Annotated in this window: 18 protein-coding genes; 17 read left to right on the top strand and 1 reads right to left on the bottom strand. The window is 64.3% G+C overall.

The genetic code is table 11. The features are described 5' to 3' along the window. Positions 1-144: 144 nt before the first annotated feature. On the bottom strand, positions 145-1,005 hold the full coding sequence (locus M0D43_RS07715) for a 2OG-Fe(II) oxygenase (RefSeq protein WP_260808074.1): 861 nt from the start codon (positions 1,003-1,005) through the stop codon (positions 145-147). Positions 1,006-1,192: 187 nt separating this feature from the next. Here M0D43_RS07715 and M0D43_RS07710 point away from each other — a divergent pair, with 187 nt between their 5' ends. From M0D43_RS07710 to M0D43_RS07630, 17 genes are all read left to right on the top strand, one after another. Continuing rightward, positions 1,193-2,659, top strand: coding sequence for a beta-helix domain-containing protein (locus M0D43_RS07710; protein WP_260808073.1), 1,467 nt, complete (start codon positions 1,193-1,195; stop codon positions 2,657-2,659). A gap of 77 nt (positions 2,660-2,736) precedes the next feature. After that, a complete protein-coding gene (locus tag M0D43_RS07705; RefSeq protein WP_252164175.1) occupies positions 2,737-5,394 on the top strand; it encodes a TonB-dependent receptor domain-containing protein in 2,658 nt (885 codons plus the stop codon). 159 nt (positions 5,395-5,553) lie between these two features. Continuing rightward, complete coding sequence (locus M0D43_RS07700) at positions 5,554-6,372, top strand: type II secretion system protein N (protein WP_252164174.1); 819 nt, start codon at positions 5,554-5,556, stop codon at positions 6,370-6,372. Further along, positions 6,369-8,447, top strand: coding sequence for a type II secretion system secretin GspD (gene gspD / locus M0D43_RS07695; protein ID WP_252164173.1), 2,079 nt, complete (start codon positions 6,369-6,371; stop codon positions 8,445-8,447). The genes M0D43_RS07700 and gspD overlap by 4 nt, the downstream gene beginning before the upstream one ends. A gap of 4 nt (positions 8,448-8,451) precedes the next feature. Next, positions 8,452-9,939, top strand: coding sequence for a type II secretion system ATPase GspE (gene gspE / locus M0D43_RS07690; protein ID WP_252164172.1), 1,488 nt, complete (start codon positions 8,452-8,454; stop codon positions 9,937-9,939). Continuing rightward, positions 9,926-11,128 (top strand): type II secretion system inner membrane protein GspF, encoded by a 1,203-nt coding sequence (gene gspF, locus M0D43_RS07685; RefSeq protein WP_252164171.1) that lies wholly within the window; start codon positions 9,926-9,928, stop codon positions 11,126-11,128. The genes gspE and gspF overlap by 14 nt, the downstream gene beginning before the upstream one ends. 28 nt (positions 11,129-11,156) lie before the next feature. Then, positions 11,157-11,621: a type II secretion system major pseudopilin GspG gene (gene gspG, locus M0D43_RS07680; RefSeq protein ID WP_252164170.1), complete on the top strand. Its 465-nt coding sequence runs from the start codon at positions 11,157-11,159 to the stop codon at positions 11,619-11,621. A gap of 51 nt (positions 11,622-11,672) precedes the next feature. Beyond that, on the top strand, positions 11,673-12,143 hold the full coding sequence (locus M0D43_RS07675; RefSeq protein ID WP_252164984.1) for a GspH/FimT family pseudopilin: 471 nt from the start codon (positions 11,673-11,675) through the stop codon (positions 12,141-12,143). Beyond that, entirely contained in the window at positions 12,127-12,507 is a 381-nt protein-coding gene (gene gspI, locus M0D43_RS07670; protein WP_252164169.1) for a type II secretion system minor pseudopilin GspI, read from the top strand. Before M0D43_RS07675 ends, gspI begins: the two co-directional genes overlap by 17 nt. Then, positions 12,504-13,106 carry a type II secretion system minor pseudopilin GspJ gene (gene gspJ, locus M0D43_RS07665; protein ID WP_252164168.1) on the top strand — a complete coding sequence of 201 codons (603 nt, stop codon included), beginning with the start codon at positions 12,504-12,506 and terminating at the stop codon, positions 13,104-13,106. Before gspI ends, gspJ begins: the two co-directional genes overlap by 4 nt. Then, entirely contained in the window at positions 13,103-14,095 is a 993-nt protein-coding gene (gspK, locus tag M0D43_RS07660; protein WP_252164167.1) for a type II secretion system minor pseudopilin GspK, read from the top strand. The genes gspJ and gspK overlap by 4 nt, the downstream gene beginning before the upstream one ends. Continuing rightward, on the top strand, positions 14,092-15,180 hold the full coding sequence (gspL, locus tag M0D43_RS07655) for a type II secretion system protein GspL (RefSeq protein WP_252164166.1): 1,089 nt from the start codon (positions 14,092-14,094) through the stop codon (positions 15,178-15,180). The genes gspK and gspL overlap by 4 nt, the downstream gene beginning before the upstream one ends. After that, positions 15,177-15,653: a type II secretion system protein M gene (gene gspM / locus M0D43_RS07650; RefSeq protein WP_252164165.1), complete on the top strand. Its 477-nt coding sequence runs from the start codon at positions 15,177-15,179 to the stop codon at positions 15,651-15,653. The genes gspL and gspM overlap by 4 nt, the downstream gene beginning before the upstream one ends. A gap of 5 nt (positions 15,654-15,658) precedes the next feature. Then, on the top strand, positions 15,659-16,369 hold the full coding sequence (gene gspN / locus M0D43_RS07645) for a type II secretion system protein N (protein WP_252164983.1): 711 nt from the start codon (positions 15,659-15,661) through the stop codon (positions 16,367-16,369). Between the two features lie 722 nt (positions 16,370-17,091). Continuing rightward, positions 17,092-19,791, top strand: a complete 2,700-nt coding sequence (locus M0D43_RS07640) for a TonB-dependent receptor (RefSeq protein ID WP_252164164.1) — start codon at positions 17,092-17,094, stop codon at positions 19,789-19,791. Positions 19,792-19,944: 153 nt separating this feature from the next. Next, entirely contained in the window at positions 19,945-22,839 is a 2,895-nt protein-coding gene (gene galA, locus M0D43_RS07635; RefSeq protein WP_252164163.1) for a beta-galactosidase GalA, read from the top strand. Continuing rightward, positions 22,836-25,232, top strand: coding sequence for an alpha-N-acetylglucosaminidase (locus tag M0D43_RS07630; protein ID WP_252164162.1), 2,397 nt, complete (start codon positions 22,836-22,838; stop codon positions 25,230-25,232). Before galA ends, M0D43_RS07630 begins: the two co-directional genes overlap by 4 nt. The last annotated feature ends 82 nt before the right edge of the window (positions 25,233-25,314 follow it).

The raw sequence follows: 25,314 nt of genomic DNA, 5'->3' as shown, positions 1-25,314 counted from the left end.
TGTGTCAGCTAATGCAACATTATAACATATATGAATCGCGCCTCTGTCTCTTGTTGAAGCTTGACAGCGCAGCGTGTTTTGCACGCCCGTCTGGGCATGCGAGCGGCGCGTCGAGCGCGCGCTTTGCCCGGGCGCGTAGCCCGGTCAGCCAGGCATGCGCACCGGGCGTTCGCGCAACCACTTCGTAGCCACCCACTTTTCGCCGGCCAGCACCGGTGCCCCAGCATGCAGGCTGCGCGTCATCGGGTGTGGGCGGTCATAGCTGAAAAACACCGCGTTGCCCTTGACCGCTGCAATGTCCAGATGCACATCGGGAAAGCGCGTGGCCCCGCCGCGGTCGGGCGTGTTGAGATACATCACCAGTGAGGCGACGCGTTGCCCGCCGGCCTGCAGCAATACCGGCGTGCCCGCTGCGTCGGGGTCGAAGTAATCGTAGTGCGGCTGATATTCGGCACCCGTGCCGTAGCGCAGAACCTGCAAGCCCTCGCCGTGATCCATCGGCCAGTCGAGCAAGCGCGCGATACGCGCTTCGATGCGTTGGCACAGCACATCCTGGCCAACGCGCAGACACATGCTGTCGCTGGTGCGCGCTGCATGCACCACGTACTCCCCGTTCGCATTGTCCACGGTGCGCGAACGCGCCAGGCACGGTTGTGCCAAGGCGATCAATGCATCGCATTCGTCGTCGGAGAGAAAGCCGCCGAGCACCACCACGCGCGGTAGCAACAGGCTGATCAGCACGCGCACGTCGCGGTCGCCCAGTGCCAGCAGCGATGCATCGTTGTCCTGTTGCAGCGACGGCACGCGCACCGGCATCGGCAGGCCGTGTGCCAGCGCGTGTTGCTGGATGTGGGCACGGACCAGTGCCTCGACTGCAGCGATAGCGTCCTGCGCGTTCCAGCCCTGATCCAGTAGCGGCTGTAGCGCTTGCTCGGGCGGATGGCCGGCCACGGCCTGCGCCACGATCCAGTCGGCCAGCGCCGTAGGGATATCAGTATGTGTCATCGCTCTACAGTGCATGTCGCTGTGTGGCATTCGTGTGTCAATTGTGTCGCGGTAAGACAAATGCAACAGATGGCCTCTATAAAAGTGACGGGGATCTTGAACGTGCTCGCCACTGCAGTGCGCGGAACGCCACCAATTCTTGACGACTCCTCTTCATACCGGACCCTTTGACCTGGAGATCAGCCGCATGGCCGTTCGCAACAGCAGCAAGACACTTCTCATGACGTTTGGTACCGCACTGGCGCTATCGGCCTGCGGTGGCGGTGCCGACCGTGTCGCTTCGCCGGGCGAGGGCGCGTTTCCGCCTGCACCGGCTCCCGCGCCGACGCCGGCACCCACGCCTGCGCCGACACCGGCACCGACCGGCCCGGCTGCAGATTGCCCGACCGGTTTTTCCAACGTCGGCACCATCGCCAGCAACACGCTGCGCGCCTGCCAGTTGCCGGAAACCGTCAATGGCAATCTGGTGGTGCCGGCACGCGCGGGCACCGTGTATTCGATCAGCGGTCGCGTCAATGTGGGCACCGACCGCGGCGGCAATGCCACCGCACCGGCCGCTGGCAGCACGCAGGGCATTTTGACCATCGAGCCGGGCGTGACCTTGTTCGGTTCGGCCGGTAGCGACTACATCGTGGTCAATCGCGGCTCGCAGATCTTTGCCGAAGGCAGCGCGACTGCACCGATTGTGTTCACCGCACGTCAGGCGCTGGAGGGCACGGTCAGCGCCAATACCATTGGTCTGTGGGGCGGCATCGTGGTGCTGGGTCGCGCGGCGATCAATAACTGCGCGGGGACCACGGTGTCCGGCACGCCGGAATGCCAGGCGCAGGTCGAAGGTACCAACGCGTTCTATGGCGGCAACAACGCTACCGACAACAGCGGTTCGATGCGCTACTTGCGCGTGATGTACTCGGGCTTCGAAATTTCGCCCAACAACGAATTGCAGGGCATCACGCTGGCCGGTGTGGGTAGCGGTACCAAGCTGGACTATGTGCAGATCCACAACAGCTCAGACGATGGCATCGAATGGTTCGGTGGCACGGTCAACGGTAGCCACCTGGTCATCACCGGTGCCGACGACGATTCGCTGGATACCGACGCTGGCTGGAACGGTGCACTGCAGTTCGGCATCGTGGTGCAGCGCGCCGGTGGCGGCGACCGCATAAACGAGTGGAGCAGCCTGCGTCGTCAGCCGTATTCGCGTCCTAAAGTGGCCAACTTCACCTACGTGGGTAATGCGCGCGCCGGTGCGGCGATCATGCTCAACCAGGGCACCCAGGCGTCGTTCTACAACTCGGTGTTCACCCGTCCCGCCGGTGGTACCGGCGATGGCCTGGTGTGCTTGAACATGGCCGACACCGACACTGCCGGTACTTTCCACTCGGTGTTCTTTGCCTGTCCGACTGCATTCGGCAGCGACCCGCGTGCGGCTAGCCAGTTTGCGGCTGGCACCAACAACGTCGCCAACGGCGTGTCCACGCTACAGAACACCTTCGTCAACGGTGCCAACGAAACCGCCGTGCCGGCCTTCCAGGGCTTGAACGGGGTGAGCAGCTTCTTCCAGCAGGTGAACTACATCGGTGGCGTGCGTGATGCCAACGACACCTGGTGGCAGGGCTGGACCTGTGGCCTGACCGCCGACCGTCCCTGCTGAGGCATGGCATCACAAAGCGGCCATTGGTCGCCTTGTGATGCGTCCAGCTTCATCTTTCTGTTGCCAGGGCTCCCACGATGCGAACCTCAGCTGTTGCCCGTCTTTCGCGGACGGGTTTGTCTCTATCCATTTCCACGTTGCTGATGTCCGGCGCCGCCATGGCGCAGTCGACCACCAGCGCTGCCGGCGCCGGCAGCGGTACCTCCAGCGCGGCCAGTACCAGTGCGCCAAAGCAACTCGACCAGGTCGTGGTGCGTGGCGACTATATTCCCGAACCGATGCTGCAAACCTCCGAGGTGGCGTCGTTCGTGACGCGTGAAGACATGGAGCGCACCGGTGATAGCAGCGCTGCGGTGGCGCTGACGCGTGTCACCGGGCTGAGCCTGTCGCGCGGCAAGTATGTCTACGTGCGCGGCCTGGGCGAGCGCTATTCATCGGCGTTGTTCAACGGTTCGCCGCTACCCAGCCCCGAGCCGATGCAGCGCGTGGTCCCGCTGGACCTGTTTCCCAGCGATGTGCTGGCCAGCGTGACCGTGCAAAAGACCTATTCGGCCGATTATCCGGGCGAATTCGGCGGTGGCGTGATCGATCTGCAATCGATGGAGATCCCCGACAAGCCGTTCCTGTCGTTCACCGTGGGTGGCGGCGCCAACAGCGTCAGCACCGGTGAAAAAGGTCTGACCTATTACGGCTCGGACGATGATGAGTGGGGCGTTGATGATGGCACCCGCAAGCAGCCTTCCGCATTGCGCGATGCGATCAAGACCGGCCGTCGCGTCGATCTGGGCAGCTTCCCGCGCGATGACATCCGCCGCATCGGGCGCAGTTTGAACAATCCCAACCTGTATGTGCTGCAGGAAAAGGACAGCATTGACCCGGACGTCAACGTCGGCGGCAGCGCCGGTTACAGCATGGATGTGGGCGAGGCGAAGCTGGGCATCATCGCCGTTGCCAGCTACGACAACGAATGGCGCACGCGCACCGGCAAACAGCAGGACGGCATCTTTGTCGGCGACAGTGTCGAGTTCAATTCCAATTACGACTTCGCCACCACCCGCAACAACGTGCGCACCAATGGCATGCTGGGACTTGGCTGGGAATACGGCCGCCACAGCATCGGCTGGACCACACTGTACTTGCACGACACCTTGAAGGTGGCACGCAGCCGTACAGGTCGCGACGAGTTGGCCGGTTTCGATGTACGCGACGACAACACCGAGTGGTACGCGCGGCAGTTGATCAACAACCAGCTCCGCGGCACGCATGCCTTCGGCGAATACGACGACCTGAAGATCGAATGGCGCGCTGCAGTGGCCAACGCCAGCCGCGATGTGCCTTACGAAACCGGCATTCGCTACGAGCTGCTGGATGGCTATTGGGCGCACGATGCGTCGCGTGTGCAGAACTACACGCGCTTCAGCAAGGTCGACGACAAGGTGGCCAGTGGTGGCGTGGATGTCACCTGGCGCCTGCCGATGGAGCACGATCTCACCATCAAGGGTGGTCTGGCCTATCTGGACAACGACCGTCGCGCGTGGAGCCGCGAATTCCGCTTCCTGGCGCTGGATGGCCCGCTGCCGTTCTTGAACCAGTATCAGCGCGTGGACTATCTGTTCTCCGATTACAACCTCAGCAACGATCTGCTGCGCCTGCGCGAAACAACCGGCAGTTTCGGTGCGGCTGCCTACGACGCCACCTTGAAGGTCAAGGCGGCGTATCTGCAGGCAGAGGGCGAAATCGTGCCGACGTTGCGGGCCACCGTCGGCGTGCGTTACGAAGACGCCACCCAGGCGGTGCATCCATACGACATCTTCAGCGGTACGCGCCAGGACGGCGTGGCACCGTTGCAGAACAGCTATGCGCTGCCGTCGGCCACGGTGACCTGGAACTTTGCCGAGAACCAGCAGCTGCGCTTGGGTGCGTCCAAGACCATCGCGCGCCCGCAATTCCGCGAGATGGCACCACAGCAGTACCTGGACCCGGATATCGACCGCCAGTTCTTCGGTAACCCGTTCCTGGTCGATAGCGAGCTGGTCAATCTGGATGCACGCTACGAATGGTTCTTCGAGCCGGGCCAGTACCTCACCGTCGGAGCGTTCTACAAGAACATCGACAAGCCGATCGAAGCCATCGTCAACGACGCGCCCGGCGGCGGCATCGTGCAGAGCTTCATCAACGCGCCCAAGGCCAGGTTGTACGGCATCGAGCTGGAAGCCAAAAAGTATCTGGACGTGCCGGTCGCGGCCGATTGGTGGGGCGATAAGCGCCTGTTCGTGTCCGGCAACTACACGCGCACCACCTCCGAGGTGAGTGCCAGCGATGGCGACACGGTGCAGCCGTTCGGCTTCAGCGCACCGGTGCAGGCGACGTTGTTCATTCGCGATGGCTCCGCGTTGCAGGGACAGTCGGATGACATCGCCAACCTGCAGATTGGTGTGGAGAGCCAGAGCACGCGCAGCCAGGCCACGTTGATTGCCAATTACGTGGGCGAGCGGGTGTCGGCGCGTGGTCGTCCGGGGCAGCCGGATTACATCGACAAGCCGGGCACCTCGCTGGATCTGGTGATCAAGAAGGGCCTGGTGTGGTCAGGCGATACGTTGTCGGTGAATTTTGCCGCGCGCAATCTGCTCAAGACCAAATATCAGGAATATCAGAGGGTGGGCAGCCACCGGGTGGATCTGTACACCTACCAGCCCGGCATCAGCTATGACATCAGTGTGACGGCGCGTTTCTGATTTCACGTGTCGTTGGACGTAGGGCAAACGCCCGCTGTGCATCGCATGGTGGGCGTTTGCGTTTTACTGTGTGGCGCCGTGTGTCGGACTGTGTCATCAATTTCTTCGAGCTGACACATTGCCGCCGCATTCTGTCATCCAATCGAAATCCTGAGACGGATGTCTGCTTTGCAGCGCGCCTGGCCCTCGTTGAATTCCTTGTTGCTGGCGCCGGGCGTCCGCACTGCGGTGGCGTGCTGCGTGATCGCACTCCTGGTGCTGCAAGGCGTGCGCTTGCTGTGGCTGATGCTCACCCCGATCGGGCCATTGGGAACTGCGCACAGTGGCTCGGTTAGCAATGTCGACGTGTCTGCACTGCGTCGCGACGTGTTCTACCGCACCGCGCCCGATGCCAATAGCGATGGCATCGTGCTGCACGGCGTGCGTGCTGGCGGGGCCCAGGCGGCCGCCTATCTCAGCGGCAGTGACGGCCGGCAAGGCGCATATCGCGTGGGCGACACGGTTGCGTCCGGCGTGGTGGTGCAGGCGGTCGCGGTCGATCATGTGCTGTTGCGTGCTGGCGGCAGTGTGCGTCGCATTGCATTGAGCGCGGCAGCTGCTACGGGCGCATCGCTACCGGCTGCCGCAACCAGCGCAAACGCGCCGGTCGCCGTTGCCCCAGCAGTGCAATCGAATGTCGCGACGCCAGCAGGCGCGACCGCAGCCACCGCCGTCGACCCGCAGCAGTTGCTCGCCAGTGCCGGCCTGCGCGCCAGCGCCGATGGTGGCGGCTTCACCGTCATGCCGCGCGGCGATGGCGCACTGCTGCGGCAGGCCGGGTTGGCGCCGGGCGATGTGCTGACCCAGATCAACGGCCGCAGCCTGGATGCCGAACACCTGCGCGAACTGCAGGACGAATTGCGCGACGGCCAGGCCGCCACGTTGACCTACCGTCGCGATGGCCAGACCCACACCATGACCTTGAAGCGCCCGCAATGACTGCTGTTCGCCCTCTCTGGCTGCTCTCGGCCACGTTGTTGCTCGCACTGCCTGCGCTGCCGATGACTGCACTGCATGCCGCCGATGCGCCGGCAGTCCGTCTGCAGGACGTGGATCTGCGTGCCTTCATCCAGGACGTCTCGCGTGCCACCGGCATCACCTTCATCGTGGACACGCGCGTGCAGGGTTCGGTCAACGTGGCGCGCGCGCAGGCGATGTCGGAAGCGGATCTGTTGGGCATGCTGCTGGCTGTGCTGCGTGCCAATGGATTGATTGCCGTCTCCAGCGGGCCATCGACGTACCGCATCATTCCCGACGACACCGCTGCGCAACAGCCGGGTAGCGCCGCCAACGGCAACCTGGGATTCGCGACGCAAGTATTCACCCTGCAGCGCGTGGATGCGCGCAGTGCTGCAGAAATTCTCAAGCCGCTGATTGGACGTGGTGGCGTCATCATGGCGATGCCGCAAGGCAATAGCCTGTTGATTGCCGACTATGCCGATAACCTGCGACGCATCCGCACGTTGGTGGCGCAGATCGACACCGACCGTGCAGCCATCGAGACGGTGACGCTGCGCAATAGCTCGGCGCAAGAACTGGCGCGTACCTTGACCTCGCTGTTCGGCCAAGGCGGCGAGCGCAGCAATGTGCTGTCGGTGTTGCCCGTGGAAAGCAGCAACTCCTTGATCGTGCGTGGCGACCCGGCACTGGTGCAGCGTGTGGTGCGTACCGCAGTGGATCTGGACGGGCGCGCCGAGCGCCGTGGCGATGTCAGCGTGGTGCGCTTGCAACACGCCAGTGCCGAGCAGTTGTTGCCGGTGCTGCAGCAGTTGGTCGGCCAGACCCCGGGCAACGAGACGCAGGCAGGGCAGGACACGCGCTCCAACGCAGTGGAGGTGGCCGCGGCCACCGGTGCTGCGCAGACGCAGGTGATCGCACCGGCGGCCGGCAAGCGCCCGGTGATCGTGCGCTACCCCGGCTCCAACGCCTTGATCATCAATGCCGACCCGGAAACCCAGCGTGCCTTGATGGATGTGATCCGGCAGCTGGACGTGCATCGCGAGCAGGTGCTGGTCGAAGCGATTGTTGTGGAAATTTCCGACACCGCCGCCAAGCGCCTGGGTGTGCAACTGCTGCTGGCAGGCCGCAACGGGACCGTGCCATTAATCGCGACACAGTACAGCGGCGCATCGCCCGGCATCGTGCTGCTGGCTGCTGCGGCGGCCAGCACGCGCAGCAACAACGGCGAAGGCGATTCGGTGCTGGAACAGGCACGTCATGTGGCTGCGCAATCGCTGCTCGGCTTGAGTGGTGGCTTGATCGGACTTGCCGGGCAAAGCAACGATGCGGTGTTCGGCATGATCATCGATGCGGTCAAGAGCGACACCGGCTCCAACCTGTTGTCCACGCCCTCGATCATGACGCTGGACAACGAGCAGGCACGCATCCTGGTAGGACAGGAAGTGCCGATCACCACCGGTGAAGTGCTCGGTACGGCCAACGACAATCCGTTCCGCACCATCCAGCGCCAGGACGTGGGCGTGGAGCTCGAAGTGCGCCCGCAGATCAACACCGCCGGCGGCATCACACTGGCGATCAAACAAGAAGTCTCGGCGATTGCCGGGCCGGTCAGCGCGCAATCCTCGGAGCTGGTGTTCAACAAGCGCCAGATCGAAACGCGCGTGGTGGTGGAGAACGGCGCCATCGTCGCGCTCGGTGGCCTGCTCGATCAGAACGATCGCCAAACAGTAGAAAAAGTACCGCTGCTTGGCGATGTCCCCGGCCTTGGCGCGTTGTTCCGGCACAAGTCGCGCAATCGCGACAAGACCAACCTGATGGTGTTCATTCGCCCAACCATCATCCGCGACGCAGCCGATGCCCAACGCATGACCGCGCCGCGCTACAACTACCTGCGCGACCGCCAGCTGGCCGATGGCGACCCGGAAGCCGCGCTCGATGCGCTGGTGCGCGACTACTTGCGTGCACAGCCACCGCAGGTGCCGACGGGCCCGTCGTCGGTTGTGCCGGCACCGGCAGCGACGCCTGCACCCACTGCACGTCCCCTACAGCGTTGATGCCATGAATACCGCACGCGCCAGCATTTCGTATGCATTCGCCAAGCGCCACGGCGTCGTGCTGCTTGGGCGCGGCACTGCCGCACAGATCGGCCTGCGAGAAGGGGGCGATGTGAAGGCGCTGATCGAGCTGCGCCGCGCATTGGGCATGCCGTTGCAGGTGCGCACACTGGCGCCGTCGGTGTTCGACCGGCATGTGTCGGAGATCTACGCCGACGCCGGGCTGGAACAAGGTGTGCAGGTGGAAGCGCTGGATCTCCATGGCAGCCTGGATTCGTTGATCGATGACATCCCCACCGCCGATCTGCTCGACAGCCAGGACGATGCGCCGATCATCCGCCTGATCAACGGCATCATCGCCGAAGCCGCGCGGCTGGGTGCGTCCGACGTGCATCTTGAATCTTACGAATCGCGGCTGCGCGTGCGCCTACGCGTGGATGGCGTGATGCGCGAGGCGGCAACGCTGCCCGGACGCATCGCGCCACTGCTGGTATCGCGCGTCAAGGTGATGGCACGGCTGGATATCGCCGAGAAACGCATCCCGCAAGACGGGCGCGTGTCGCTGGTGATGGGGGCCAAGGCGTTGGATGTGCGCGTTTCCACGTTGCCCACGCGCGGCAGCGAGCGGGTGGTGCTGCGTATTCTGGATAAAGAGCAGGGCACGCTGTCGCTGGCACAACTGGGCATGCCGCCGGCGGCGATGCACACCGTGCAGCGTGCATTGCAGGTGCCCAATGGCATCGTGCTGGTCACCGGCCCTACCGGCTCGGGCAAGACCACCACGTTGTATGCAGCGCTGAGCCTGCTCAACGATGGCTCGCGCAATATCCTCACCGTGGAAGACCCGGTGGAATACGCCATCGATGGCGTTGGTCAGACCCAGGTCAATGCACGCGTCGGCATGACCTTCGCCGCCGGCCTGCGCGCGATTCTGCGCCAGGACCCGGACGTGGTGATGATCGGCGAAATCCGCGATACCGAAACCGCGCAGATTGCGGTGCAGGCCAGCCTCACCGGCCATCTGGTGCTCTCCACCGTGCACACCAACGACGCGGTGGGTGCAATCACGCGGTTGCGCGACATGGGCATCGAACCGTTTCTGCTGGCATCGAGCGTGCGGCTGATTCTGGCGCAGCGGTTGGTGCGGCGCTTGTGCCCGCAGTGCCGCACGGTGCGGCCAATCGATGCCGGCACGCGTCAACTGCTGGATGCGCCAGCCGATGCAGTGATCTACACCGCCGTTGGCTGCAGCGTCTGCCACCACAGCGGCTACGCCGGGCGTGTAGGCATTTACGAAGCCATTGCGGTAGACGATGCGATGCGCCGCCTGATCGGCGATAACGCCGACGAAGACGCATTGGCTGCGGTGGCCTTCGCCCGCGCACCGCGGCTGGGCGATGCGGCACGCGCTGCCGTGCTGCAAGGTCAGACCACACTGGAAGAAGCGCTGCGTGTGACCCGCCAACAGGACCACGCGCATGCCGCAGTTTGATTACACCGTCCTCGATCTGCACGGGCGCAACCGGCAGGGCGTGATCAGTGCCGACAGCGTGCACAGCGCGCGTGCACAGCTGGAGCAGCGTCAATGGGTGCCGGTGCGCGTGGAAGTTGCCGCAGCGACCGCCAGCACGGCCGTGCGCGCAGCCCGCTTCAGCGGCAAGGATCTGGTGCTGTTCACCCGCCAACTCGCCACGCTGGTGGAAACCGCGCCGCTGGAAGAAGCCTTGCGCACCATCGGCACCCAGTCCGAACGCCGCGGCGTACGTCGGGTCACCAGCCAGACGCATGCGTTGGTGGTCGAAGGGTTTCGTTTGTCCGATGCGATGGCACGTCAGGGCAAGGCATTTCCCGCGTTGTACCGCGCAATGGTAGCCGCCGGCGAGAGTGCGGGCGCCTTGCCGCAGGTGCTGGAACGTCTGGCCGATCTCCTCGAACGCCAAGCGCAGGTGCGCAGCAAATTGCAGTCTGCACTGGTCTATCCCGCTGCGCTCGCGCTGACCGCCGGTGCGTTGGTCATCGTGCTGATGACCTTCGTGGTGCCCAAGGTGGTGGATCAGTTCGATTCGATGGGCCGCGCCTTGCCCTGGCTGACCCGTGCAGTGATTGGCGTATCGCATTTTCTGCTGCATGCAGGCATACCGTTGTTGATCGCCCTGGTGGTCGCGGTGATTGCCGCGTCGCAGCTGCTTAACCGCCCCGCGCTGCGCCTGGCCGCGGACCGCGCGCGACTGCGTGCGCCACTGCTGGGCCGTCTGATCCGCGATCTGCATGCCGCGCACATGGCACGCACGTTGGCGATCATGGTCAACAGCGGTTTGCCGTTGATGGAGGGCTTGATGATTGCCGCCCGCACCGTGGACAACCGCGCGTTGCGGCTGGCCACCGACAGCATGGTCACCGCGATTCGGGAAGGCGGCAGTCTGGCTGCCGCCATGAAACGTGCGGGTGTGTTTCCGCCGACGCTGCTGTACATGGCGTCCAGCGGCGAAAACAGCGGGCGCCTGGCGCCGATGCTGGAGCGTGCTGCCGATTACCTGGAGCGCGAATTCGAGTCGTTCACCACCGCCGCAATGAGCCTGTTGGAGCCGGCCATCATCGTGCTGCTGGGCGGCGTGGTGGCAGTGATCGTGTTGTCGATCCTGTTGCCCATCCTGCAATTCAATACCCTCGCGCTTGGTTGAGCGCGGCCGCTCATTCTTGGAGATCCTCATGCAGTCCATCCATTCCCGCGCATGCGTTGGCGCACTTACCGCACATCGACGCAGGCGTGGTTTCACCCTGGTCGAACTGATGGTGGTCATCGTCATCATCGGTCTGCTCGCCACCGTGGTGATGATCAATGTGATGCCCAGCCAGGACCGCGCCATGGCGGAAAAAGCGCGCGCCGACGTCGCGGTGCTGGAACAGGCCCTGGAAACCTATCGCCTGGACAACCTCAGCTATCCGAGTACCGAACAAGGCCTGCAAGCCTTGCTCAACCCGCCGAGCGGATTGACGCGCCTGGAGCGTTATCGGCAGGGCGGCTATATCCGCCGGCTGCCGGAAGATCCGTGGGGGCATGCGTATCAATATCGGCGTCCGGGTCGTCATGGCGGCTTCGACGTGTACTCGTTTGGTGCCGATGGCGCAGAAGGCGGCGATGCCGACAACGCCGATATCGGCAACTGGCGCTGAGTGCCGACAGTGTCTGCAGCCACGACCACTGCACAGCGATCACCCATGTGCATGCAAATGCATGCGGCGTCAGCACGTGCGCGCGGATTCACCCTGCTCGAAGTGCTGGCCGTCCTGGTGATGACTGCACTTGCCAGCACGCTGGTGGTGATGACCTTGCCGGATACGCGGCGTGATCTGCACGATCACGCCGACACACTGGCCAGCGCGCTGATGCGCGCGCGCGATGAGGCGATCATGAGCTTGCGCATGGTAGAGGTCAGCATCGATGCCGGCGGCTATGGGTTCCGTCGTCAGGCCCAGCAGCGCTGGATCGCGTTGGATGAAACACCGTTCGTCGCCGTGCGTTGGCCGGAAGGCATCCAGGCGCAGCTGCCCGTCGGCAGCACGCAACTGAGCGTGCGCTTCGACCCAACGGGTGCAGCCACGCCGCAAGGCATCGCCTTGGGGGATGGTCGGCAGCAGATGCACGTGGTGGTGGATGCGGCCGGTGTGGTGCAGGTCGATGCGCGATCTCGCTAACGCACGTACATCGAGCGGATTCTCGCTGCTCGAACTCATGGTCGCACTGGCGATCTTCGGCATGGCCGTGGTCGGCTTATTGAATCTTTCCGGCGAGAGCGCCCGCACTGCCGTGGTGTTGGAAGAGCGCGCGCTGGCCGCGGTGGTGGCAGAAAATCAGGCGATCGAGGCTGTGCTGGCGCCGGCTGCCGCCATCCGTGCGCCTGCGAACGGGCAGGTCGTGCTCGGCGGTCGCAGCTGGGACTGGCAACGTCAGGCGCTGCCAGCCGGCGCGGCAGGCAGCGTGCGGGTCGAGGTGCGTGTGCGCGCCGCAGGCCAGGGGCAGGAAGTGGCCAGCCTCAGCGTCTTGCGGAGCGCCGAATGATCCGCGTGCAGCGCACGCGTGGCTTCACCTTGATTGAACTGCTGGTGGCATTGGCGGTATTCGCATTGGTGGCCGCAGCAGCGGTCGGGGTGATGCGGCAGAGCATCGATCAACGCGATGCCGTGCGCGTGCGGTTGCATCAGATCCGCGACTTTCAGCTTGCTCACGGCCTGTTGCGCAGCGACCTGCAGCAGGCCGCCGTGCGCCGCACCCGTGCTAGCGATGGCAGCGCCGCACGTAGCGCATTTGTCGCAAGCGCGGCCGGTACGCACGGGCCATTGTTTGGCTTTGTGCGGCGTGGCTGGAGCAATCCGGATCGGGCGCCGCGTGCATCACTGCAGTACGTGGAATACCGCGTGGTGGACGGACGGCTGGAGCGCAGTGCACGCTCCGCGCTCGACGGCGCAGCAGCCGGCACGCCGCAAGTGCTATTGCGCGGCGTGCGTTCGGCGGTGGTGGCATTCCATTACCGTGCGCAGTGGAGCGATGGCTGGAGCGGCGGTCTGGAAGCATTACCCGATGCAGTCGCGCTGGAGCTGGACCTGGAGCACTGGGGGCGCGTGCGCCAATTGTTCCTGTTGCCGGAGGGACGCACATGAGGGCGCTGCATGCACCTGCCAGACAGCGCGGCGTGGCCCTGCTGACGGTGTTGCTGCTGGTTGCCGTGATGACCTTGCTGATGGCTGCCGTCCTGGACGATCTGCGCTTTGGTCTGCGCCGCAGCAGCAATGGCGAGGCGATGACACAGGCGCAGTGGTACGCCCTGGGCAGCGAGGCGGTCGCACGGCAACGGTTGCAGGCCTTGGCCAAGCGCGATCCATTGCGCACCACGCTGGACGGTGGCTGGAACGATCAGCCGATGCGCTTTCCGTTGGACAGCGGTGCCGTGAGCGTGCGTGTGCGCGATCGCGGCGGCTGCTTCAATCTCAATAGCGTGGTCGTCGGTGCGCCCGAGCAATGGCAGCGCAGCGATGAGGGGGCACGTCAATATCGCGCATTGCTGGAAGTGCTCGGCGTTGCCTCGCAACAGGCGCAGGCGTTGACCGATGCATTGGTGGATTGGCTCGACAGCGACGCACAACCGGGGGCGCAAGGTGCCGAAGATGACCGCTACCTGCAGGCATCCGTGCCGCTGCGCAGCGGTGCGACCTTGCTGGCAGGGGTCAGCGAACTGCGCGCCATCGTCGGCTATACGCCGCAGCTGATCGCGCAACTGCAGCCGTATGTCTGCGCATTGCCGGAGGGCCGCTTGTCGCCGGTCAATATCAACACGTTGCGCCTGGAAGACGCGCCGGTGCTGGTGGCGTTGACCGGCGGTGCATTGGCGTTGCCGGCGGCGCGACGCGTCATCGCTGCGCGGCCGGCCGGAGGATGGCGCGACATCAGAATGTTCTTGAGCCAGCCGGCGCTGATGCAGGCTGAGCTGTCCAATGCAGTATTGGAACAGTTCGAACTACGCACGCATTATTTCTCTCTCTACAGCCAGGTCGACCACGCCGGAGCACACGTCATGCTGGAAGCGCTGCTGCAACAGGAAACGGCCGGCCGGGTCCGACTGGTCGCGCGCCAATGGGGTTCTGACGAATGAGGACCAGCTTGCTATTGCTGCCAACCGATGCAGCCGCCGAGCCCGTTGCGGTGCGCGTGGATACGCACGGGCAGGTGCAGTCGGTGGGAGCCGCCACCACGCCGCGCGCGCCGGTTGCACGCACCATCCTGGTGGTGCCGGGGGTGGATGTGCATCTACGCTGGTTGACCCTGCCTGGCCGCAGCATCGCGCAATCGGTGGCCGCTGCCCGCCTGCAGTTGGCCGAGCATCTGGCTGTCGAAACGCAGGCGTTGCATGTTGTGATTGCCGATCGTGCGGATGCCGATGGCACGCGCCTAGTTGCCGCGGTGGACAGCGGAGTCATGCAGCGGTGGTTGGCGCGCGCCATGCAGTGCGGCGTCGTTCCCGATGCGGTGGTGCCAGATTGCCTGTTGCTGGAGCCTGGTGCCGATGCGGCGGCGGCAGTGATGCACTGGGATGGCCGTTGGCTGATCCGCGGCGCAGGCTTGGCCTGCAGCCTGGAGCCGGAGACTGCGCGCACGCTGCTGGGCGACCGCGCGCCGGCAGTGCCGCCGGCAGCCGACACTGCGCAGTCCATTGCCTGTTTTGCGCGCTGCGCGCCATATGCACCGATCAATCTCCTGCAGCACGCGTTTGCGACCAAGACGGCGATTGTGCAACCGATCGGTCTGCGCCGGCTGGCGGCCTTGGCTGCATTGGTGTTGCTATCGCCGGTGGTGCTGTTGCTGGCGCAGACATTGCGCTACGAGATCGGCGCGCGGGTGCTGCACGCACGTGCCGCCACGCAGTTGGGTGTGCGCGATGCAGCCGCGGTGCCAGCCGCATTGCAGACGCATCGGCAGGCCGGGACGGCGACCGATCGCTTGGCGGTGCAACTGAGCACCTTGTTCGCAGCAGTCGATACTCTTCCGGCTGCAGAACTGGATCAGCTGGACTACACCGCCACACAGCCGTTGCGCGCGAGGTTGCTACACACCGATGACGCCAGTCTGCAACAGCTCTCGGCGCGGCTGGCCGAGGCAGGCTGGCACGTGGAGCCCGGCAGCAGCCAGGTCGAAGACGACCGCCTGCGCACGCCGTTCGCACTGGAGCCGTTGCGATGAACGCAGCGTTGCAACGCGCCACGCAGTGGTGGCAGACGCGTGCGCCGCGAGAGCGGCTCATGCTGGGCGTGATGTGCGCAGCGCTGGCGGCATTCGTCGGCTGGTATGCACTTTACACCCCATTGCGGCACTGGCATGCCAGGGCCAGGGCGCACTATGCCGATGCAGCGCAGCTGGTTCTCGATGTATCTACGAAGGCGGCAACAACCAACCGCATTGCCGCACCGGGCCCGGTGGCATTGGCCGGGATCATCGCCAGCAGCGCGCGCGATGCCGGCGTCAGCATTACGTCTCAGCAACGTCGCGTTGCGGGCGGGGTAGACGTACAGATCGACGCGGTCGGAGCTGCCGCCTTGTTCGGCTGGCTCGAGCGGCTGCGGCAAGCACATGGATTAGCGCCGACGCAGCTGAGCGTCGTGCGCGATCAGGGCCAACTCCGCGTTAGCTGCAGCTTTGCGGAATCGGCACCGTGACACGTCTGCGTTGGGCCTTGATCCTTCTGCTCATGCTGGGTGTGGCCTTGATCGCGTCGCTGCCCTTGCGCCTGGTGCTGCCACGCGAAGGGCTGCCGTTCTCGGTGTTGGACGTGGAGGGCTCGATATGGGCCGGCACGTTGCGGCAGGTGCAATGGCAGGGCATCGCGTTCGGCGATGTCGCAGTCCGACCGCGCGTTTGGCCGCTATTGCGTGGCCAGCGTCAGGTGCACTTACAGTCCACGCAGCTGCAACTGCTGTTGGTGGATGGCGCGCAACACGGCATTCGCAATGCACAGGGCCAGCTGCTGTTGCATCAGCCAGGGGGCGTGGCGCTGATCGATCTGGTCGTGCAGCTGCAGCAGGTCGATCTGCTATTCGATGCCACCGGCTGCGTGCAGGCGCGTGGGCGGGTCAGCTTGCAACTGCTGGCCAGCGGCACGGGCGACCTTCCTGGTCTGCCGCCGTTGCAGTTGTCCGGGCAGCCGCAGTGCATGGATGACGCCGCCGTGCTGACTCTGCTGCCAGACGCGGCGTTGCCTGCCGGCGTGCAGGCCGAGGCGCAGCTGCAACTCTGGCGCGATGGACGCTGGCAACTGCAGTCGCGCGTCGATCCAGCGCAGGACGCGACGCTGGGCATCGGACTGCAATTGCTGGGCTTTACTGCTACCCCGGAGCGCGGGTTTTTGCGCAACGACCAGGGGCGAGTGCGCTAGAAGCGATATCACTGGCTGCGCGCCGTCGCACCGGGCGTCTGCACCATGAGCGTGCATGCGTCACGGTTGGCGTGTTCGTTTCAGGGATCTGGATGGCAGGCTGGCTCATCCGTTGACAACGTTGTCGTTTTGGCGCGTCACAGAGTCATCGCCGCACGCGTTCGCCTGAGCGAGTACGCGCGACACCCGCTTTGGAACACACATGAGCACGCTGCAAAGGACTGTGATGCAGCCCGCAGTGACTGCGAAGCTGTGACCACAACGTGGATTGCACAGAATTGGTCTGGTCACCAAAAATTGGTCAGTGACTGGTCCTGTGACAACGATGCCCGGTACGCACTCAATATCTTTGTACGCACCGTTGAAGGTCGGTAATGGCAGGGATTGGGTGCGTCGTCAGGGAGCTTTCAAACACTTTCGTAAGTGACTGTTGACACGATCTTTTAGAGACCATAAGAATCAACTTCACTGAATTGGTACTTTCCAGTCAGGGCCGTTGATCAGCAATGGCATGCGGTGTCCGTCCCGGGAGGGGCGCGGCATCGGCACCCACGGGGGGCCGTATGGGGTGCTCGCAGACAACAGATCGCAGGCGGTTCCGGACGGCCGGGACGGGTGGCCTGTGCGCGTGTGGTTGGGTTGCCAGCCCCGGGATCTGTCATCGCTGATCGATCGGAATGCCAGTCGCGTCGTCGTCCAGCCATTCCACTTCAGGATCTCTCATGTCGCCTCTCCCGCGTGCCTCGCTGCGTTGTTGTTCGCCCTCGTCGCTGTCCCTTGCCATTGCGCTGTCGCTGCTTGCCTGCGGCGCTAACGCGCAGACACAGGACGCCGCATCGGCACAGATCTCCCAGCTCGACACCATCAAGGTCACCAGCTCGTACCAGAAGAGCCTGATCACCGCGATGGACAACAAGCGCGACGATGTGCGCATGACCGATGGCATCTCGGCGCAGGACATCGGCAAGTTTCCTGCCGAAAACATCGCCGAAGCGATCCAGCGCATTCCCGGCGTGCAGATCTCCACCATCAACGGGCGCGGTTCCACCATCAGCGTGCGTGGCCTTGGGCCGCAGTATTCGGCCACCACCATCAACGGCCAGGTGATCAAGAGCGCCGACTTCACCGACGGGTTCCGCTACGACATCATCCAGCCGGACGTGGCCGCCGGGATCGAGGTGATCAAATCGCCGTCGGCGGACATGGATGCCGGTGGCCTGTCGGGCACGGTCAACATCAACACCACCAAACCGCTGGACTACCAGCAGACCAAACTGTTGTTCTCGGCCAAGACCCAGTACTCCGAATTTGCCGGCGGCTCGCCAACGCCCAAGGGAGTGCTCACCTATATCGATCAGTTCAAGTTCGGTGGTGGCGATCTGGGTGTGTTTCTCAGCGCCGGCTATCAGAAGCTCAAGGACCGCGCCGATTATCTGTGGATCGACCGCTGGTATACGCAAGCCACCGACGCCGGCACGTTGTATATCCCACGCCGTCCGCGCTATCGCTCGATCGAGCGCGAGACCACGCGCAAGATGTTCAATGGCGGGTTGCAATGGAAGCCTAGCGAGCAGCTGGAGATGAACCTCACTGCGCTGTATTCGCAGGACAGGACCGCCAACGACATGAACCAGCTGGTGTACTCGTTCGAGCGCAGTCCGCTGACGGTGCTGCAGACCAACGGGCTGACCGCCACACAGGTGGCGGCGTCGGATTACTGGCTGGAAAACAATCACCAGATCGAACAGCACGATCTGTCCACCCAGTTGCTCACCTACGACTTCAAGTGGAAGGGCGATGCCTGGACGCTGAGTGGCGCGGCCAACTACACCCAGGGCAAGACCGACGAGAACGAGCGCGCCGCGATCCTGGGGCGGATTCCCTCGGCAACGCTGCTGGATACCTCCAATCCCGACGCGATCTCGCTGACCACCGATGCCGACGCCGACGACGCCAGTGCCTGGAACAAGGCCAATCTGGTGCGTAGCGAATATCCCAATGGCTCCATCCAGTCGCTCAGCAACAAGGAATGGTCGCTGCAACTGGATGCCGAACGGTATCTGGACCTGGGCGCGTTGAACGCAGTGCGCTTCGGTGCCAAATACCGCCGCGAAACCTTCGATCGCGATGTGCGCAGGCGCGATTTCCTCTATCTGCTCAGGACCGGTGCGGTCTCGGGCTTCGACATGTTCCCGGAACTGTCTGCCGCCAGCAGTACGGTCAGCAACTTCCTCGACGGACAACTGGCCTCGCAGGACAGCTGGGTCACCCCGGACGTCGCGGCGTATGCGCGCTCGCTGGCGGCCGCGGGCATCACCGTGCCGGTGCTGTTCGCACCGCAGAGCAGCTACAGCATCGAGAACAACATTTCCTCCGCCTATGCGATGGCGCGCATCGACACCGACATCGGCAGCATGCGTCTGCGCGGCAACGTCGGCATGCGCTACGAAAATACCAAGCGCACCACCGACACCTATCTGACTCAGGCGCAAGCCGCGAGCGACGACGCCAATGTGGTGGTGGGCACCGCGCGCGCGCCGTACGAATATTCCAATTGGTTGCCCAGCCTGAATCTGGTGCTGGACATGCGCGAAGACGTGTTGCTGCGTTTTGCGGCCGCCAAGGTCCTGGTGCGGCCGATTCTGGACAGCAACACCGCCATCGCGTCGACGATCTCCACCGGCACCAATACCGGCGGCACCACCACCTATGTCGTCACCCAGGGGCAGACCGATCTGAAGGCGCTGACCGCCGACCAGGCCGACCTGAGTCTGGAGTGGTATTACGGCAACGGCGGCGCGCTGACCGTGGCCGGGTTCTGGAAAAACATCAAGAACGGCACCTTCAACAGCATCGTCTGCCCGGCCGCCTTCAACGGCACTGCGCTGTCCAGCAATGCAGCCGGCGACTGTGTGAGCAGTAACGGCGATATCTACGAGATCACCGCCACCACCAATGATCCGAGCAAGGTCAAGATTCGCGGTTACGAGCTGGGCTGGACGCAATCGCTGGATGCCTGGTTGCCGATCGATGGCTTTGGGGTCACCACCAACTTCACCCGAGTGATTCCCCAGCGCGATACCGATTTCAAGATCCGCAACCTGTCCGAACAAACCTGGAACGCCACCGCGTACTGGGAGAGCGCGCATTACTCGGCACGCGTGTCGCTCAATCATCGCAGCGAGTACGAACAGGACAGCAGCGACAGCTTCTTCGCCCGCGAAGGCCACATCATGAAGGCGCGCACGCAATTGGATGCAGTGCTTGGCTATCAGGTCAACGACAAGCTGAGTTTCCAGCTGGGCGGCCTGAATCTCACCAACCGAAAGGAAGAAGCGTACAAGGACATCCCCAGCCGCTGGCAGATGACCGGCGTCACCGGCCGCAGCTACTACCTGTCGATGCAGTGGGACATGCTTTGATGCGGGGGCAGAGTGCCTCGGGCCGCCGTGCACAGTGGCATGCGGTGGCCAGCAGTGAGGGCAGCGGTGCTGGTGCAGGGGAAGCGAGCGGTGCAGTGCTGGCAATGCGTGTGCCACGTGGCGTGCATGCGATGCAGTCGACCAGATGCTGCCATGCGCCGGCGTGAGTTCCTCGCTGGCAGCGTCTGTGCCTCATCGCTTCTTGGCGTGCCCGCGTTGGTGTCTGGCGCGGCAGCCGCGCACACCCCACGTGTCGGCAATAGCGCCACGCCGCGCCCCACGCCGCAGACATCGGCGACAGATGTCTGCGGCCAATGGCTGGATCTTGACCAGGGGTGGCGCTTCCATGCCGGCGATGTGCCGTTTCCGCACCTGCTGGGGCAGGATGAGACCTACGCCAATGCCAAGGCTGGCCGGGCCTGGGGCGCAGCGGCGCCGGACTTCGACGATACCGGCTGGCGACAGCTGCAATTGCCGCACGATTTTGTCGTCGAGCAACCTGTGCGCGCCGACGCCAACATCGCGCAAGGCTATCGTCCGCGCGGGATTGCCTGGTACCGACGCACGCTGCGGCTGGAAGAATCCGTGCGCGGCCAGGCGGTGGAACTGCATCTGGACGGTATCGCGAGCCATGCCACGGTGTGGGTCAACGGCATGCTGATGGCGCGGAGTTGGAGCGGCTATAACGGGTTGGTCATCGACCTCACACCGGTCGCACGCTATGGCAATGCAGTGAATAGCATCGCCATCCGCGTCGATGCCGAGGCCATGGATGGGTGGTGGTACGAAGGCGGTGGCATCTATCGGCATACCTGGTTGGTGCTGCGTGCGCCCCTGCATATCGCCGGCGACGGCTTGGCAGCGGTGCCGCGCGAAGGTCCAGGCGATGTCTGGCAGGTACCGGTGCAGTTGGACCTTGTCAACAGCGGCGAACAGCCCGCTGACGCCTGGATAGATGTCGTCTTGCACGATGCGCATGGCGCCGTCGTGGCGCATGGCCAGACGCAACTGCGGCTCGCTGCCTTCGCCACTGCACAGGCGGCGATCGGCATCGCCGTGCCGCGGCCGCAGCGCTGGAGCGTGGAAACACCGGTGCTGTATCGCCTGCAAGCCGAGGTGCGCAGCGCAGACGGTCGCAGTGACCGTGCTGCGTGCGACGTCGGTTTTCGTAGCCTGCGCTTCGATGCCGATCTTGGTTTTTTCCTCAACGGCCGTCCGCTCAAGATCAAGGGTGTCTGCCTGCATCAGGACCATGCCGGTGTCGGCGTGGCGCTGCCTGATGCGCTGCATGTCTTTCGTCTGCAGCGGTTGAAGTCGATGGGCTGCAATGCCATCCGTTTGCACCACGCAGTGGCGCCGGAACTGCTGCAGGCCTGCGACCGGCTCGGCATGTTGGTGATGGCCGAGAACCGCTTGTTCAATCCCGCGCCCGACTATGTGGCGCTGCTGCGCAACATGGTGCGGCGCCAGCGCAACCATCCCAGCGTGTTCCTGTGGTCGCTGCTCAACGAGGAGCCGCTGCAGGGCACCGCCACCGGTTACGCGATCATGGCGCGTGCCGCCAGCGCCGTGCGTGCGCTCGACGACACCCGCCCGATCACCGCCGGCATGAACGATGGCATGTTCGCCACCCGCGGCGCAGCCGATGTGGTGGACGTGCTCGGTTTCAACTATCGGCAGTCCAACTACGACCGTGTGCATGCGGCACGTCCGCGCACGCCGATGCTGTCCAGCGAAGACACCAGCGCGTTTCAGACGCGTGGTGCGTGGTTCACCGATCTGGAGGCGCACGTGGTGGCCGAAGACGACAGCCTGGCCGCGGACTGGGGCAATACCCATCGCCGCGCCTGGCAGCTGATTGCCGAACGCCCGTTCGTCGCCGGCAGTTTCGTGTGGACTGGTTTCGATTATCGCGGCGAACCCACGCCGTTCGAATGGCCATCGGTGGGGTCGTTCTTCGGCATCATGGACCAATGCGGATTTGCCAAGGGTGCCTATTGGTTGCGCCGCGCCTTGTGGATCGACGATGCGCCGGTACTGCACCTGTTGCCGCACTGGAACTGGCCGGACCGTGAAGGCCGGCCCATCAACGTGATGGCATTCTGCAATGCCGAGCAGGTGGAGTTGTGGCTCAACGGCCGCTGGCTCGGAAAACAAGCGGTGGATCGTGCGCACTCGAATCAGTGGCAAGTGGACTATGCGGCGGGTGTGCTTGAAGCGGTGGCCTGGCGCGATGGACGCGAAGTAGCGCGCACGCGCGTGGAAACCACCGGTGCGCCGGTCGCGCTCAAACTCACCGCCGACCGCAGCGGACTACGCGGCGATGGTCGCGATGCGCAACCGGTGACCTTGGAAGCGGTGGACGCGCAGGGGCGTCACGTGCCTGATTGCAATGCGGTGCTGACGCTACAGATCAGCGGTGGCCGGCTGCTGGGTGTCGGCAATGGCGACCCAAATGCGCATACGTCCGATCAAAGCACGCAAGTGGCCCTGTTCAACGGTCTGGCGCAGGCAATCGTGCAGGCCGGGCGCGGCGCAGGCGTGTTACGACTACAGGCGCGTAGCCCGGGATTGCGCGATGCAGTGCTTGAGATCGGCTGCACGTCGGTGCCGCTGCCGGCGTCGGTGCCGATCGCGGCGCCGGTGATGGTGGTCGAAAGCTGGCGCCACACCGCTGCATTCGCGCAGCCGCCGGCGCCAGATCTCCCGCGCCGTCCCAACGACAACAACAGCTGGAGCAATACACTGCCCGGTACGCTGGAAAGCGCTCCCGAACGTGCCGGCCATGTGTTGTACCGCACCCACTTCACGCCCTGGCAGGGCGTGCAAACCCACGGCGGCATGCTCGACCTGGGCCGCCTCAGCGGGCCGGCGCAGGTATTTCTGGATGGCCGCGCGGTTGCCCAGGGAGCGGCAGGGACACCGATCACAGTGGCGCTTGCACCCGCGGCCGGCGAGCGCACGCTGGCGGTGATTCTGCAGGTCGCTGCCGATCAACCGTTTGGATTCCACGACGTCGTCACCGTGCATTATCGGAACTCGCCATGACCGCCTCACTGTTTTTCCCGTCGTCGCCTGCGCGCCTGTTCGCCGTGGTGCTGGGTGCGTTGCTCGCCACTCCCCTCACCGTGCTGGCCGCACCGCCCGCGCAGGCGGTGCTGCAACGGCTGATCGGCACGCGTGCCGATCAGTTCGAGATGACCGTGGCACCGCGCGGCGATGGCGCGGACTGGTATCGCATCGACGCCGGCGGCGGCACGGTGCGCATTGCCGGCTCTTCGCAGGTAGCCCTGGCGCGTGGCGCCTATGTGTATCTCGGCCAGGCCGGTGCGGCGTCGATGAGTTGGGAAGGCGATCGCGTGGCACTACCGGCGCAATGGCCGGCCTACAGCAGTGGCCAAGTACGCACGCCATTTGCCCACCGCGCCTACCTCAACACCTGCACTTACGGGTACACCACGCCGTTCTGGGATTGGCCGCGCTGGCAGCGCGAGATCGATTGGATGGCCTTGCATGGCATCGACATGCCGCTGGCGATGGAGGGTCAGGAAGCGATCTGGCAGGCGCTGTGGCGCCAGTTCGATGTCAGCGATGATGCATTGGCGGAGTATTTCTCCGGTCCGGCGTTCACACCCTGGCAGCGCATGGGCAATATCGAGGGCTATCGCGCGCCGCTACCGCAACAATGGATCGACAGCAAACGCGTGCTGCAGAAGCAGATCTTGACGCGCATGCGCGAGCTGGGCATGCAGCCGGTGCTGCCGGCATTTGCCGGCTACGTGCCCAAGGCGTTCGCGCAGGCGCATCCGCATGCACGCATCTACCGCATGCGCGCGTGGGAAGGCTTTCACGAAACCTATTGGCTGGATCCGCGCGATCCGTTGTTTGCCAAGGTCGCGCGGCGGTTCCTGGAGCTGTACACACAGACCTACGGTGCAGGCCAGTTCTATCTGGCCGATGCCTTCAACGAAATGCTGCCGCCAGTGGCCGACGACGGGAGCGACGTGGTCGCCGCCAAGTACGGCGACAGCATCGCCAACTCCGATGCCGCACGCGCCAAAGCAGTACCGCCAGCGCAACGCGATGCACGCCTGGCCGAGTACGGGCAGGCGTTGTATCGCTCTATCGCGCAGGTGAATCCGCAAGCCACCTGGGTGATGCAGGGCTGGCTGTTCGGTGCCGACCGCGAATTTTGGCAACCGCAGGCGATCGCTGCGTTTCTCGGCAAGGTGCCCGACGCGCGCTTGATGGTGCTGGACATCGGCAACGACCGCTACCCCGGCACCTGGAAGGCATCGCAGGCATTCGACAACAAACAATGGATCTACGGCTACGTGCACAACTACGGCGCCAGCAATCCGCTGTATGGCGATTTCGCGTTCTATCGGCAGGATCTGCAAGCCTTGCTGGCCGATCCGGACAAGCGCAATCTGCGCGGTTTTGGCGTGTTTCCGGAAGGGCTGCACAGCAACTCGGTGGTCTACGACTATCTCTACGCGATGGCCTGGGAGGGCCCGCAACAACCGTGGTCGCAGTGGCTCACGCACTATCTGCGCGCGCGCTACGGCCGCAGCGATGCAGCCTTGCTGAGCGCATGGTCTGATCTGGAAGCAGGCATTTACCAGACTCGCTACTGGTCGCCACGCTGGTGGAACAAGCGTGCCGGTGCCTACCTGCTGTTCAAGCGGCCGACCGCCGACATCGTCGGCTTCGACGACCGCCCCGGCGACCCGCAACGCCTGCGCCGCGCCATCGACGCGTTGCTGCAGCAAGCCGACCGCTATACCGACGCGCCGCTCTACCGCTACGATCTGATCGAAGACGCGCGTCACTACCTGAGCCTGCAGGCGGACCGTCAATTGCAGGCGGTGGTGCAGGCCTACAACGCCGGCGATTTCGCGCGCGGCGATGCACAACTGGCGCGTACGAAACAACTTGTACAGGGGCTGGATGCGCTGGTCGGCGGTCAACACGAAACCTTGGCCGACTGGACCGGCCAGGCCGCCGCTGCAGCCGGCAACGACGCCGGATTGCGTCGCACCTATGTCGGCAATGCGCGTGCGCAGGTCAGTGTCTGGGGCGGCGACGGCAATCTTGCCGATTACGCGTCCAAGGCGTGGCAGGGCATGTACGCGGATTTCTATCTGCAGCGCTGGACGCGCTTTCTTAGCGCATATCGTGCTGCACGTAAGGCCGGCACGCCGTTCGACGCGCCGATAGTGGATAAGCAGCTTGCAGCATGGGAACGTCAATGGGCCGCGCAGGACGCGTTGCCGAAGCGTCAGCCACCGCGCGATCCACTGGGCTTGCTGCATACCTTGCTGATGCAGGTGGATGCAAGCGATCCAGCGCAAAGCGCTTCGCAGGGTCACGGGCAAGGCGAGCGGCAGGAAAGTGCCTACGGGGCCGTTCAAGGCGCCATGCGAGGGACCGCTCAATGAATACGTCTATATTGCACATGGTGTTGATACGTGAGCGCAGTTGCCTCGATGTAAGCGTCCAGGCCACGAGCAGTGCGTGCAC

Origin of the sequence: Xanthomonas prunicola (assembly GCF_025266575.1) — a bacterium.
Taxonomy (GTDB): Bacteria; Pseudomonadota; Gammaproteobacteria; order Xanthomonadales; family Xanthomonadaceae; genus Xanthomonas; species Xanthomonas prunicola.
The sequence above is the reverse complement of the archived record's forward strand: the minus strand, read 5'-3'. Positions and strand labels throughout refer to the sequence as shown.

Coding starts and splice junctions, on each gene's coding strand:
- M0D43_RS07705 (WP_252164175.1), top strand. CDS start 2,737: ATGCGAACCTCAGCTGTTGCCCGTCTTTCGCGGACGGGTTTGTCTCTA.
- gspM (WP_252164165.1), top strand. CDS start 15,177: ATGAACGCAGCGTTGCAACGCGCCACGCAGTGGTGGCAGACGCGTGCG.
- M0D43_RS07710 (WP_260808073.1), top strand. CDS start 1,193: ATGGCCGTTCGCAACAGCAGCAAGACACTTCTCATGACGTTTGGTACC.
- M0D43_RS07640 (WP_252164164.1), top strand. CDS start 17,092: ATGTCGCCTCTCCCGCGTGCCTCGCTGCGTTGTTGTTCGCCCTCGTCG.
- gspJ (WP_252164168.1), top strand. CDS start 12,504: ATGATCCGCGTGCAGCGCACGCGTGGCTTCACCTTGATTGAACTGCTG.
- gspL (WP_252164166.1), top strand. CDS start 14,092: ATGAGGACCAGCTTGCTATTGCTGCCAACCGATGCAGCCGCCGAGCCC.
- M0D43_RS07715 (WP_260808074.1), bottom strand. CDS start 1,005: ATGACACATACTGATATCCCTACGGCGCTGGCCGACTGGATCGTGGCG.
- gspF (WP_252164171.1), top strand. CDS start 9,926: ATGCCGCAGTTTGATTACACCGTCCTCGATCTGCACGGGCGCAACCGG.
- M0D43_RS07630 (WP_252164162.1), top strand. CDS start 22,836: ATGACCGCCTCACTGTTTTTCCCGTCGTCGCCTGCGCGCCTGTTCGCC.
- gspD (WP_252164173.1), top strand. CDS start 6,369: ATGACTGCTGTTCGCCCTCTCTGGCTGCTCTCGGCCACGTTGTTGCTC.
- gspK (WP_252164167.1), top strand. CDS start 13,103: ATGAGGGCGCTGCATGCACCTGCCAGACAGCGCGGCGTGGCCCTGCTG.
- gspI (WP_252164169.1), top strand. CDS start 12,127: ATGCGCGATCTCGCTAACGCACGTACATCGAGCGGATTCTCGCTGCTC.
- galA (WP_252164163.1), top strand. CDS start 19,945: ATGCGCCGGCGTGAGTTCCTCGCTGGCAGCGTCTGTGCCTCATCGCTT.
- M0D43_RS07700 (WP_252164174.1), top strand. CDS start 5,554: ATGTCTGCTTTGCAGCGCGCCTGGCCCTCGTTGAATTCCTTGTTGCTG.
- gspG (WP_252164170.1), top strand. CDS start 11,157: ATGCAGTCCATCCATTCCCGCGCATGCGTTGGCGCACTTACCGCACAT.
- gspE (WP_252164172.1), top strand. CDS start 8,452: ATGAATACCGCACGCGCCAGCATTTCGTATGCATTCGCCAAGCGCCAC.
- M0D43_RS07675 (WP_252164984.1), top strand. CDS start 11,673: ATGCAAATGCATGCGGCGTCAGCACGTGCGCGCGGATTCACCCTGCTC.